Consider the following 13,342-nt stretch of genomic DNA (forward strand, 5'->3'; position numbering starts at 1 on the left):
ATAGTAACTGTTACATTACCTTTCCAACTAATAATTTACCACCTATCCACTAAGAATGCAAGCCCCAAGCGGTGTGTCAGCGTTTTTTTAGTGCATTTTTCTAGTTTGTGAGAAGTTAGCATGCAAATATGAGAAACAGATTTTCATAGGGTTCCGTCCGTTTTTTCGTACTTTAGACGATTTTTCACCTGTTATTCTGTTATGCTACATGTTGAAAACTGTACTAGTTTTCACTTATATTCAGAAGCTTTTCTCACTTAAATTAGAATAATGAGTCGCATTCTTTTTTCTTGTGAAAAATTTTTCAAATTATTTTTTTTGATAAACCCAGTGATCGGACTCAACTTCCTGCAAACTTTTATCTGATGAAAAAAAATCATCTGTAGGATTGAAAATTATTCTGCGTCGCTCACGTTCGTAATCAGGGTCCGGTAAAGGAATTGCCGACAGTAAACTTTGTGTGTAGGGATGGAGTGGGTTCTCATAAAGCACATCGGAACTTGCAATTTCAACAATTTTCCCCCGGTACATCATGCCAATTCGATCACTAAAGTATTTAACCATCGATAAATCATGGGCAATGAATAAGTAGGTAAGCCCACGATCAGCCTGCAATTCCTCAAGTAAATTAATTATTTGAGCTTGGATTGATACATCCAGTGCTGAAATTGGTTCATCTGCTACGATGAATTTCGGCTCAACTGCTAAAGCCCGTGCGATTCCAATCCTCTGCCTCTGTCCCCCGGAAAATTCGTGAGGATAACGCGTCGCATGATCCTTATTTAAGCCAACGACTTCTAAAAGGTCACTCACTCTGTCTGTCCGTTCCTTGGGGCTATTTACTAATCCATGAATATCTAAGCCCTCACCAATGATGTCGTTTACTTTCATTCGAGGATTGAGGGAGGCATAAGGATCTTGAAAAATCATCTGAACCTCTTTATTAAAAGCCAAGCGATCTTTTTTGGTTTTCAGCGTTGAAGATGATGTTTCCTTATAAATGATTTCCCCCGCTGTTGGTCGAAATAAATTAACAATGGCCCGACCAATCGTCGATTTACCACTTCCTGATTCTCCTACAAGGCCGAATGTTTCACCTGTATAAATGTTAAAACTAACATCGTCGACTGCTTTTACTTCTTTATTGGTAGCAGGATTGTAATACTGTTTTAAATTCTTCACTTGCAGAAGAGGTGCTACAGAATTATTTAAAAACTGTTCCATCCTGGATTCCCCCTTCTTTCTTAGCAGCATAGTGTGCATATCTTTCTTGAATGTTTAGTGGTGGTGTAACGTGTGGAGCATCTGGGTGCAGTAACCATGTAGCTGCGAAATGTTCTGGATTTACTTCGAACATCGGTGCTTGTTGTTCGAAATCTAGTGCTAATGCGTATTCATTTCTCAATGAAAAAGCTTCACCTTTTGGTGGCCGAAGTAAATTGGGGGGCGTTCCTAGAATCGTATAAAGCGTTCCTGTTGATTTTGGAGTAGGCATCGAACTTAGCAAGCCCCATGTATAAGGATGTTGTGGATGATAGTAAATATCATCCACTGGACCGATTTCAACAAAACGACCTGCATACATAACTGCCACTCTATCTGCTACATTTGCGACAACGCCCAGATCATGTGTAATAAAAATTATTGTCATCTTTTTTTCTTTTTGAATTTTCTTTAGTAATTCAATTATTTGAGCTTGAATCGTGACATCCAATGCAGTTGTTGGTTCGTCAGCTATCAATATTTCAGGATCACCTGCTAACGCGATTGCAATCACAACTCTTTGCCGTTGCCCCCCTGAGAATTGATGTGGGTACTGTTTTAAACGTTCTTCCGGATTGCGAATACCACATAGAATCAATAGATTGAGTGCTTCATCAACCGCTTGCCTCGCATCCATTCCCCGATGTTTTTTTAAGACTTCCATAATTTGGCGTCCAATAGTTAGAGTAGGATTCAAGGAAGTCATGGGGTCTTGAAAAATCATCGCAATTTGCTTGCCACGAATCTTCTGCATTTTTTTATCTGAGAAACTTAGGAGATTCTCCCCTTTAAATTCAATGTTACCTGTTTCTATAATTGCATTTTTACTTAAAAGACCCATGATTGAACGAGTAGTCACTGATTTTCCAGATCCCGACTCACCAACAATCGCTAAAGTTTCGCCTTCATAAAGATTAAAATCCACCCCACGAATTGCCTGAACCTTTCCAGCAAATGTTTGAAAACTAATCTGTAGATTTTCGATTGATAATATTTTTTTCTTCATACGACTACCTACTCTTTCATCTTAGGATCAAAAGCATCACGTAAACCATCAGCCAATAAATTAAATGCCAACATTAAAATCGAAATGACTGCTGCAGGATACCACATTAAGTGCGGTAAAAATCTGAATGTTTGATAACCGTCATTAATTAATGTTCCTAGCGAAGCGTTTGGAGCAGGAATACCAATACCAATGAAACTTAAAAAGGCTTCAAAGAAGATGGCCGAAGGTAAAGCAAACATAATCTGAACGATGATTAAGCCAAGCATATTCGGTAGAATGTGTTTGATTAATATCTTTGGCGTTGATTGACCCAATACTTGGGCGGCAAGTACGTATTCTTGTTGCTTAAGCCTAATCGTTTGGGCCCTAACCACCCGAGACATTGTAATCCAACTTGTTAGTGCAATTGTAATAATGATTGAAAGCAAACCTGGTCGCATGACTAATAACATTAATACGACGATGACTAAGTTCGGAATTCCAGACAGTATTTCTAAAATGCGTTGCATAAAGGTATCAATTTTACCACCGACCCAACCAGAAATTATGCCGTAACTTATGCCTAATACAAAGTTGATTGCCGCGGCAGAAAAAGCCACCATTAAAGAAATTCTTGTTCCATAAATGATTCGTGAAAGTAAGTCGCGCCCCAGTGCATCAGTCCCAAGGTAGTAGTAAACGTTTGCTGGTACCCCTTGATCTGCATAATTATCGGTTAATGAACCTCCACGATTAAGGGTTAATCCGTCAAACCATGTAAATTGTTTGAGAAATGGAATTTTCGGAGGTAAATTTGACCATTCTGGATTCTGAGCATTTGGATTGTGTGGTGCCACCAAAGGAGCAGCAACCGCTAGACTAATAATAATAATCAGACACACGAATGAAATCATTGCGCCACGATTTTTCTTCAGACGCCTCCATGAATCTTGTAAAAAATTCAAAGACGGAACGACAATTTCTTCCATTTTATCTTGATTTTGTTGATTGTCCAATTGAAATTTCCCTGCATCAATTTTTGGAAGTTCCCTTAATAATTCATGATTATAATCTGTTTGAGGTAATCTTGTTTTCCTCATCATCAACTACCTCCTTTAACTGTGCGCATTCTCGGATCAATTAAACCATAGAGAATATCCACAACTAAAATTAATGTGACAAGTATGCCAGAATACATGATGGTAATCCCCATAATCGTTGGATAGTCATTGACTAAAATTGATTTAGTAAATTGCTCACCAATTCCTGGGATTGAAAATATATTCTCGACTACTAAGGAACCGGTCATTAAACTAGCTGTTACCGGTCCGAGAATGGTTAGTAAAGGAATAATGGCATTCCTCAATGCATGTTTGAATATCACATATAAATTACTAAAGCCCTTGGCCTTGGCTAATTCAATATAATCACTATTTAAGACCTCAATCATTTCTGTCCGTATAAAACGAGAGGCCTCTGCCATTGGCGAAATAGATAAAGCAAGGGTTGGTAAAACACTTGACATAAAGCCTTCACGCCAGAATGCAATCGGAAACCATTTTAAACTAACGGCAAAAATAAATTGAAGAAGAACTGCAAAGACGAAACTAGGGACCGAGCGCCCTCCTATTGCGAAGACTGATGTAAATGTGTCTAACCAGGTATTCTGCTTAAAGGCCGCAATTATTCCCAGTAAAGTCCCAATAACAGTCCCTAATACCATCGATTGGATACCAATTTGGAAAGATGGGCCCGCGCGATCCGTAATAATCTGAGTCACAGGTGTATTGTTAAATTGAAAGGATACACCCAAATCTCCCCTAAGTATGTTGCCAAGATAAGTCACATATTGGTCGAAGACTGACTTATCTAATCCGTACAATTCATATAGAACTTCTATTTGTTTCTCAGTTAAATTTTCCTGATTAGCAAATGGTGTTCCTGGTAGAAATTGTAGTAGTAAAAAAGTTACTGTGATAATAACAAAGATTGTTAGAATCATAAAAAGGATTCTGCGTATAATGAATCGAATATATTGTGCCATACTCCACCTCTTTTCTAGTCATTGCTACTTGTTTATTGCCTAATATATTACGCTTTTTGACTGCCGTTTGTCTCTTTCTATGAATTTAGGTTTCAGCAAGAATATTGTACTTCACTTAGGCTATTATCTCAATGTTATCGATTGTTACTTGCTCCGTTAAATGGTCATTCATCGAGAAACCTCTAAACTGCAGCCAGTTTAGGATAGAAGATAAACGAAACGGACATACCATCGAAGGCACGTCCGTTAATAAGGCAAAATCAGTGTCTATCAACTAGCTAAATTATTCGCTAACATAAACTGTTCGTAAATTAATTGTTCGACCAAAAGGATAGACTTCAAAGTTTTCTACATTCGTATCTAATAAGTAAGATGTAGATGCTTGATAGAAAGGTGTTACAGCTGCATCTTCATCGATGACTATTCTTTCTGCTTCAAGTAAGGCAGCACGTCTTTCCTCTGGTTTATTCGCAAACTCTACTCGAGCTTGTTCAACTAAGTCATCATAAGTTTCGTTACTGTAATCTCCGAAGTTAATGCCACCTTCAGTCGTGTACTGTTCAATAAAATTAATACCATCTTGATAATCAGGCGCCCAAGTACCATACATGATATCAAAGTCCAAGTTACGAGAAAACTCAATTCGGTTTTGTAAAGGCACACTACGAATTGTTAAGGTTAGACCTGGTAAGTTATCTTGCAATTGAGCTTGTAAAAACTCAGCAGTACGACGAGATAGGTCAACATCTGATGTAAGAAGTTCTAAATCAAGTGAGTCAACACCCAATGCTTCTAATCCAGTCGCCCAATCAGCTTGAGCTGCTTCGATATCATAAACTAACAAGTCACCTTGAGCATCACGGAAATCTTCACCGGCTTCATTCACATCAAAGTTACGAGGAACTAAACCATGTAAAGGAATTGAACCATCTTTGATAACCGATTCAGCATAAAGGACTTTATCAATGGCTTGGCCAATCGCACGGCGAATGTTTGCATTGCCAGTTGCTTCGCGACTAGTATTATAGATTAAATAGCCTTTTGTCGCTTTAGGAATCGTATTGAAAAATTCACTTCCATCATACAAGCGAACAAAATCATCGGTTAGAACCACATAATCTAATTCTTCCGCATCAAATAAATCAGCGCCGGTACTCGTTTCTTTTACAACTGACACTAACACATCTTCTAAATAAACATTTTCAGCGTCCCAGTAATTAGGATTCTTAACTAAATTCCACTCTAAGTTTGTACCATTCCAATTTTCAATGGTAAAAGGCCCGTTACTAACCACATTCTCTGAAGATGTCGCGTAATCTGACCCAATTGCTTCAACAAAGGCTTGACTGACAGGTAAGAAACGACTACCTGTTAATAATTTAGGAAAATAAGGCGCTGGATACTCAAGGGTAATTTCTAACGTTAAATCATCCTCAGCTACGACACCTAATTCAGCTACATCCATTTCGCCCGCGCGAATCGCTGCTGCATTCTTAAAGACTTCAACCGTTGATGCTGCCACTGAACCTGAAGTCGGATCAACTAAGCGTTGGTAAGTATAGACATAATCATTTGCAGTCACCGGTTCGCCATCGCTCCATGTTAAACCTTCACGCAGAACAAAGCGATAGACTAAACCATCGTCGCTTACTTCAACACTTTCGGCTTGCCCTAGTTCAACATCAGAACCAGTTGTCACACGGTATAAGCCTTCAAATGTTTGACCAATCATATCTGAAGTAGGTACGTCATTGTATAACATACTATCTAAAACCGACAATTCACCATTTGTTGCAATATTTAACGTTTGCTCAACATCTGGATTAAGTTCAACAACCTCTTGTGCACCAATCGATACGATTGGATTAACGGCACCTAATGCCAATAAACTCGCAACAAGCGTAAATAACTTTTTCTTTAACTTCACCAAATACACTCCTCTTCTCATCTTACATCCATTATTTTAACCAAATGTACATTTAATGTATCACTTTAATCAAATTAATGCAAGAATGTTATTTCCAGCATTCAAATAAAAAAAAACCGCCCAAAAATAGGCGGCAATATTTATTAAAATTTACGGAATCTAGCATGACGCGCAATTAATAGTTCTTCTTGAGAAAATGCGTCTAATTCACTAAAAACTTGGTGAACCGTTCGATTAATCTCAGCAAGAATAGCATCTTTCGCCAACGTGCTACCGTTATGTGTTTCTGAAATGATACCATCGATCACTCCCATTTCCAACAAATCAGTAGCTGTTAATTTCATGACATCTGCTGCTTGTGAAGCTAACTTAGAATCCTTCCAAAGGATCGAAGCGAAGCCTTCTGGTGAAAGAATTGAGTATATACTGTTTTCCAGCATCAATACCTTATCAGATAGGGCAAGAGCGATTGCGCCGCCACTGCCGCCTTCACCTAGTATGATAGCCACTGTTGGTACAGTTAATTCGCTCATTAGCGTTAAACTACTCGCAATTGCTTCACCGATACCATACTCTTCTGATTCAGGCGCTGCAAATGCTCCGGCCGTATTAATCAGTGTCAGTACGGGACGATTGAATTTTTCAGCTTGTTTCATTAGACGCTGCGCTTTTCTATAACCAGCTGGGCCAGCAGAACCGAAATTTCTACGAATATTTTCTTTTGTATTATTACCTTTTTGAATGCCAATAATCGTGATTGGTTTATTGTCCATCAAGCCGACTCCACCGACAATTGCGGCATCATCAGCCATTATACGGTCGCCATGACATTCAATAAAATCAGTACATAAGAAATCAATCACCTCAATTGTTGAAGGACGTGAGATTTCACGAGCTTTTTGAACGATTTGATAGGCTTGCATTTTCTCACTCCTTTCACTGGTGTGTTTGATGAATAGTCAATAATAGGTGTAATATTTTTCTTTGGTCATCACGTTTCACAATCTGATCAATGTAGCCATTTTCAAGCACAGACTCTGCCTTTTGGAATTCCTGAGGAAGAGTGGCTTTAATTGTTTGTTCGATTACGCGTTTTCCAGCAAAGCCAATCGTTGCTCCAGGCTCCGCTAATGTAATATCGCCTTGCATTGCGAAACTAGCAGTTACGCCTCCAGTTGTCGGATTCGTTAAAACAGTACAGTAAAACAAACCTGCTTGGCTATGCTTTGCCACTGCTTGAGTTACTTTTGCCATTTGCATTAATGATAGGATGCCTTCTTGCATACGAGCTCCTCCCGATGCGATGAATAGGACTACCGGTAATGATTGTTTAGTCGCTTCTTCAAATAGACGAACCAACTTCTCACCAACAACGGTCCCCATACTTGCCATAACAAAGCGATTGTCCATTACACCTAATGCTAGTGGCAATTGATTCAATGTCGCTTGCCCAGTTAGTACAGCTTCTTTCAAGCCAGTAATCTCTTGAGCCAATGTTAGTTTATCTTGATAGCCTGGAAACTCTAACGGATCTGCTGAATCGATATCATTATCCCATTCTACAAAACTGTTCTTGTCAGTCAGCCATTCAATGCGTTTTTTTGCTGGAAACTGTAAATGGTTCTGACAATGTGGACAACAATGATTCTCTGGTAGTTGTGTTTGAAAAATAACTTTATGACATTTCGGACAACGTTCAATTAGGTTATCTGGAATTTCTGTTCTTCTTGGGATGGATTTTGTTGGCAATTCAGGATTTAACCGAATTGTTTTTTTCTTACGAAACAACGCCATATTATCCCTCCTCTGTTACCTCTTGATTTTTCATTTCATTGTCTTGTGACAGTGCTTCTAACCATTCTGGCATAAATACTTCTTCTAGCCATTTAGTATGTGTGCGGTCTGCTTGAACATCAGGATGAAATGCCAGTTCCTCTAACAACTCCACATTCGTTTCTAAACCTTCAACGACCACTTCAACTAATGCACGATTTAACAGTGTAAAAGCTTTTTCTCGTGTTGGACGATGAACAATGATTTTTGCAATCATTGAATCATAAAATGGTGGCAATGCATATTGAGGATAAATCGCACTTTCAATACGTAAGCCCATTCCTCCTGAGGGCATAATTAAACGATTAATGTAACCACTAGATGGTCTAAAGCCATTTCGAGGGTCTTCTGCATTCAAGCGACATTCAATCGCAACACCTGAGAAAACAATTTCTTCTTGTGTGAATGTTAATTTTTGCCCCATCGCAATTCGAATTTGTTCTTTAACAATATCTATCCCCGTAATCATCTCAGTAATGGGATGCTCTACTTGTAAACGAGTATTCATTTCCATGAAGTAATAGTTATATTCCTCATCCACCAGAAACTCAATAGTACCCGCATTTGTATAACCAATGGCTGCTGCTGCCTTCACAGCTGTCGAGCAAAGAGCTTCTCGAACTTCATTAGGTAATGATTGAGCAGGCGCAATTTCAATCACTTTTTGGTTGTTTCTTTGTAATGAGCAATCACGTTCACCTAAGTGTACAACATGTCCATGTTCATCTCCAAGCAATTGCACTTCGATATGCTTTGCTGGATAGATGATTCGTTCCATGTACAAATGTTGGTTACCATAAACAGACTGAGTTTCTTGTTGGGCTTGTTTAAACATTGTAACGAGCATGTCGGGCGTTTCAACTCGTCGCATTCCTTTACCACCACCGCCATCGGCTGCTTTGATCATTAGTGGAAAGCCTATTTCAGTCGCGATCTTTTCAGCTTCCTCTAAAGAAGATACTAAGCCTTCACTACCTGGAGTGATTGGAATACCAGCTGCTTTCATAGTTTCACGAGCATTTTGCTTATTGCCCATGTCATGAATAATCCAGCTTTGCGGTCCAATAAACTTTATACCAATTTCTTCGCACATTGATGCAAAGTCGCTACGTTCTGAAAGAAAACCGTAACCAGGGTGAATAGCATCGGCACCAGTTACAATCGCCGCAGATAGAATAGCCACTGGATTGGCGTAAGAATCTAAACTCTTAGCAGGCCCAATACAAATTGCTTCATCTGCTAGCTCCGTGTGGAGCGCATTGCGATCCGCTTCACTATAAACTGCTACTGAGGTGATATTCAACTCTCTAAGTGCACGGATAATACGTACGGCAATCTCCCCTCGATTAGCTACCAGAACTTTATGAAACATCCTATTTAGCACCAATAATGAAGGTCATTTCGGCCTCACATACTTTTTTATCGCCAACAAAGGCTTGGCCGTACCCAATCCCTGCATTGCTTTTTAATTTAACAATATCTACTTGAAGTCTTAAAACATCTCCTGGAACTACTTTCTGACGGAATTTAACTTTGTTCAATCCGCCTAAATAAGCCGTTTTACCTTCAAAACCATCCATTTTTAATAACGGAATTGATCCTGCTTGGGCCAAAGCTTCAACAATTAATACTCCTGGAAATACTGGTTCACCAGGGAAATGTCCTTGGAAAACTTCTTCATTAATTGTTACGTTTTTACGGCAGACAACTTTTTCACCTGGAATTAATTCGTCTACTGCATCGATAAAGAAAATTGGGTAACGGTTCGGAATAATATCCATTACTTGTTGTGCTGTTAAAATAGTCATTTTTTATGTCCTCCTGAGGGTGTTATTTAATACGTACGAGCGGTTGATTAAATTCAACCACCGCTTCATTTTCAACTAAAATTTCGGTTATAACGCCTGATTTTGGCGCTTGAATTTCGTTCATTAGTTTCATCGCTTCAATTAAGACGATCACATCACCTTTTTCTACAGTGTCGCCGACCTTAACAAAGGGATCTGCTTCAGGATTCGCTTGTAAATAAGCAACTCCTACCATTGGTGATAATACTGTTTCACCTTGGGCTACAGCTTCATTATTAACCTCAGTAGTTTCTGCAGAATTAGTTGATCCGACAGAAGTTTGCTGTGATGTAGTTTCACGAACCTGTATGTTAGTGGAGCCATCTGCTTGAGCAATAACGTTAGAAGTTGGTGAAGTCATTAAACCATCTTTTGATAAGATGACGTGATCTCCAGCGTGAGTGTAATCAACATAACTAACGCTCGATGTTTCCAAACGGTCAATTAATTTTAATAATTCTTCAAATTGCATGCTTAGGCACCGTCCCAACGTTTAAAGCAAAGAACCGCATTGTGTCCACCGAAGCCTAGTGAGTTCGATAGAACATAGTTTAATGCTTGCTTGCGTCCCTCGCCTGGTACATAATCTAAATCACATTCTGGATCAGCATTCTGTAAACCTAGAGTAGCGGGTACAAAACCTTCTTGTAAAGCTTTTACACAAGCGATGGCTTCAACACCACCAGCTGCACCTAATAAATGTCCAAAGTGACCTTTAGAACTAGAAATCGCTACTTTATGAGCATGTTCTCCAAGTGCATACTTAATCGCAACTGTTTCTCCTGAATCATTTGTTGGAGTACTTGTACCATGAGCATTGATATAATCAACTTGCTCTGGTTCAATTCCTGCCATTGACATAGCAGATTTCATTGCTTCTCCTGCACCACTTCCATCTGGACTTGGCGCTGTCATATGATATGCGTCAGAGTTTGCACCATAGCCTACGACTTCTGCTAAAATTTTTGCACCTCGTGCTTGAGCTGATTCTAACGATTCCATAAATACGACCCCAGCACCTTCACCCATAACAAAACCATCACGGTCACGATCAAACGGACGTGAAGCTGTGTTTGGATCTTCGTTAGTTGAAAGAGCAGTCAAAGCAGCAAATCCAGCAATACCGATTTCATTAATCGTGCCTTCAGCGCCTCCCGCAAGTGCAGCATCTAATAAACCTGCTTGAATTTTCAAGAAAGCTTCACCGATTGAGTTAGTTGCACTCGCACATGCCGTAACGATATCTAAACTAATCCCTTTAGCACCCAATTTCATTGAAATGTTACCAGCACCCATATTACCAATCGTTAACGGGACAAATAAAGGTGGGACACGTTTTGGTCCTTTGGCAATCATTTTACGAATGCCATTTTCAATTTCAACTAAACCACCAATACCTGAGCTGACTAAAACACCTACTCGGTGTGCATTTGAAGCAATATCATAGCCACTCATTGCATGAGCCTCAACTGAAGCTGCAATCCCGTATTGTGAGAATAAATCCATACGACGATATTCTTTACGATCCATCGTAAACGTTGGATCAAACTCTTTAACTTCTGCTGCTACCGTAATACCCGTTTGACTTGCATCAAAACGCGTAATTGGTGCAACGCCTGTGTTACCTTCTTTTAAGTTCTTCCAAAAAACATCCGTATTATTTCCAATCGGAGAAACAGTTCCGATTCCAGTTATTACTACCCTTTTCATGTTAGTCCTCCTTGTAAACTTCTATCTGATTGTAGTCGCCTGACTACATATTCATTCCACCGTTAACTTCGATGACTTGACCAGTGATATAGCGATTATTAATTAAAAAATCAACTGTCTGAGCAATTTCTTCCACTTGACCAAAACGTTTTAAAGGAATTTGACTTAACATTGAATCTTTCACCCGGTCGCTAAGTTGATCGGTCATATCGGTTTCAATAAAACCTGGGGCAATCGCGTTAACTGTAATCGCTCGCGACGATAATTCGCGCGCTAGAGCTTTAGTCAAACCAATCACACCGGCCTTACTTGCAGCATAGTTCACTTGTCCAGCATTTCCTGTTACACCTACAATGCTTGATAAGTTAATTATGGTTCCAGATTTCTGTTTCAACATAATTGGTGTAATGTGACGACACATATTGAAAGTACCATTTAAGTTTGTTTGAATCACTGAAGCAAAATCTTCTTCGCTCATACGCATCATTAATCCATCACGCGTAATACCAGCATTATTAATCAGCACATCGATTTTACCAAACTCAGCTTTTATTTCATTAATCATGTCTTTAGCAACATTAAAGTCGCTAATATTCCCAATTGCTTGGCCAACTTTCACATCATACTCTTCAAATTCTTTTAGAATACTTTCATCAATTGCTTTACGACTATTTAAGATCACCTGATGGCCTTGGCTGGCTAGATGTTTTGCAATCCCTAAGCCAATTCCTCGTGAACTTCCCGTAATTAAAACTGTTAAACTCATTCGTTTTCTCCTCCATTAAGAAATGGTTGAATCTCCGCTACATCTTCTAATTTATCGATGACTAAACATGCCGGTGTGTCTTTTTCACGTTTTAGCATTTGTGCTAAAGTTTTTCCAGGTCCAATTTGGATAATATGTGTGACACCTTGCTTTGAAAAGAAATCAATTGTTTGACGCCATTTAACTGGTTCTGTTAAATGACGGACTAAAAGATTTTTAACATTAGATACATCATGCGCTTCCACTGTCGTATTACTTATTACTAGTGTTTCTGTTTGTGAAAACTCTACTCCACTTAATACTTCTGCAAACGGCTCAGCAGTAGCTGACATTAATGGGCTATGAAATGGCCCTTCCACTTTAAGTGGCATTGTTTTTTTATAACCTAATTCTTTTGCACGTTTTTTAAATAACGTAGTCGTTATCTCAGTGCCTGCCAAAATAACTTGCTGGCTAGAATTGATATTAGCAATATACAGTTCTTCATGTGATTCTTTAATTTCATTGACAATTAACTCAATTTCTTCAAATGGCATCTGCATCACTGCAAGCATTTGAACTGGAGTTGCTTTAGCTAAAATTTCACAGTGACGAGACATAATTTCCCCACGTGCTTTCAATAACTGATAGCCCGCTTCTTTAGGTAACATGCCACTCGCCATTAAAGCTGTATACTCCCCTAAACTTAATCCAGCCATAAAAGTAATGGCTGGAAGATTTGGGGCAATACTATTGAATATGGCAAGGCTCGTTGCCGTGATAGCAACTTGTGCATTGCGAGTTTCTTTAAATTGATCGAGATCTGACTCAATCCATTCACGAATAGGCATTCCTTCTGTTGCAGCTTCTGCTAATTCAAATTCTTCTTTGGCTGTAGCATATTCGGTTTGAAAGTCTAAGCCCATTCCCTCGTAATGAGCGCCTTGACCATTAAATATAATTGCAAGTTTCATCGATTGCCCCT

General features: G+C 39.1%; 13 protein-coding genes. All 13 read right to left on the reverse strand.

The window, feature by feature from the left end; all coding sequences use genetic code 11:
- Window positions 1-309 precede the first annotated feature (309 nt).
- The 13 genes from ACTQ5J_RS10625 to ACTQ5J_RS10685 all read right to left on the reverse strand — a co-directional run bounded on the left by ACTQ5J_RS10625 (window position 310) and on the right by ACTQ5J_RS10685 (window position 13,331).
- Window positions 310-1,224: an ABC transporter ATP-binding protein gene (locus tag ACTQ5J_RS10625; RefSeq protein WP_441752825.1), complete on the reverse strand. Its 915-nt coding sequence runs from the start codon at window positions 1,222-1,224 to the stop codon at window positions 310-312.
- On the reverse strand, window positions 1,205-2,269 hold the full coding sequence (locus ACTQ5J_RS10630) for an ABC transporter ATP-binding protein (RefSeq protein ID WP_441752827.1): 1,065 nt from the start codon (window positions 2,267-2,269) through the stop codon (window positions 1,205-1,207). Before ACTQ5J_RS10630 ends, ACTQ5J_RS10625 begins: the two co-directional genes overlap by 20 nt.
- 8 nt (window positions 2,270-2,277) lie before the next feature.
- On the reverse strand, window positions 2,278-3,351 hold the full coding sequence (gene opp3C, locus ACTQ5J_RS10635) for an oligopeptide ABC transporter permease (RefSeq protein WP_441752828.1): 1,074 nt from the start codon (window positions 3,349-3,351) through the stop codon (window positions 2,278-2,280).
- Between the two features lie 2 nt (window positions 3,352-3,353).
- Complete coding sequence (locus ACTQ5J_RS10640; protein WP_441752830.1) at window positions 3,354-4,295, reverse strand: ABC transporter permease; 942 nt, start codon at window positions 4,293-4,295, stop codon at window positions 3,354-3,356.
- Between the two features lie 283 nt (window positions 4,296-4,578).
- Window positions 4,579-6,222: a peptide ABC transporter substrate-binding protein gene (locus tag ACTQ5J_RS10645; RefSeq protein ID WP_441752833.1), complete on the reverse strand. Its 1,644-nt coding sequence runs from the start codon at window positions 6,220-6,222 to the stop codon at window positions 4,579-4,581.
- Between the two features lie 143 nt (window positions 6,223-6,365).
- Window positions 6,366-7,145 (reverse strand): acetyl-CoA carboxylase carboxyl transferase subunit alpha, encoded by a 780-nt coding sequence (gene accA / locus ACTQ5J_RS10650; protein ID WP_441752835.1) that lies wholly within the window; start codon window positions 7,143-7,145, stop codon window positions 6,366-6,368.
- A 13-nt stretch (window positions 7,146-7,158) separates the two neighbouring features.
- Entirely contained in the window at window positions 7,159-8,016 is an 858-nt protein-coding gene (gene accD, locus ACTQ5J_RS10655; RefSeq protein ID WP_441752837.1) for an acetyl-CoA carboxylase, carboxyltransferase subunit beta, read from the reverse strand.
- Between the two features lies 1 nt (window position 8,017).
- Window positions 8,018-9,427: an acetyl-CoA carboxylase biotin carboxylase subunit gene (accC, locus tag ACTQ5J_RS10660; RefSeq protein ID WP_441752839.1), complete on the reverse strand. Its 1,410-nt coding sequence runs from the start codon at window positions 9,425-9,427 to the stop codon at window positions 8,018-8,020.
- Window position 9,428: 1 nt separating this feature from the next.
- Window positions 9,429-9,863: a 3-hydroxyacyl-ACP dehydratase FabZ gene (gene fabZ / locus ACTQ5J_RS10665; protein ID WP_441752840.1), complete on the reverse strand. Its 435-nt coding sequence runs from the start codon at window positions 9,861-9,863 to the stop codon at window positions 9,429-9,431.
- Between the two features lie 22 nt (window positions 9,864-9,885).
- Entirely contained in the window at window positions 9,886-10,374 is a 489-nt protein-coding gene (accB, locus tag ACTQ5J_RS10670; RefSeq protein ID WP_441752841.1) for an acetyl-CoA carboxylase biotin carboxyl carrier protein, read from the reverse strand.
- Between the two features lie 2 nt (window positions 10,375-10,376).
- Window positions 10,377-11,612 (reverse strand): beta-ketoacyl-ACP synthase II, encoded by a 1,236-nt coding sequence (gene fabF, locus ACTQ5J_RS10675; RefSeq protein WP_441752843.1) that lies wholly within the window; start codon window positions 11,610-11,612, stop codon window positions 10,377-10,379.
- 43 nt (window positions 11,613-11,655) lie between these two features.
- Entirely contained in the window at window positions 11,656-12,378 is a 723-nt protein-coding gene (gene fabG / locus ACTQ5J_RS10680) for a 3-oxoacyl-[acyl-carrier-protein] reductase (protein WP_441752845.1), read from the reverse strand.
- Window positions 12,375-13,331 (reverse strand): ACP S-malonyltransferase, encoded by a 957-nt coding sequence (locus ACTQ5J_RS10685; RefSeq protein WP_441752847.1) that lies wholly within the window; start codon window positions 13,329-13,331, stop codon window positions 12,375-12,377. Before ACTQ5J_RS10685 ends, fabG begins: the two co-directional genes overlap by 4 nt.
- Between the last annotated feature and the right edge of the window lie 11 nt (window positions 13,332-13,342).

Source organism: Fundicoccus sp. Sow4_F4 (assembly GCF_052116145.1).
In the GTDB taxonomy this organism is placed as follows: Bacteria; Bacillota; Bacilli; order Lactobacillales; family Aerococcaceae; genus Fundicoccus.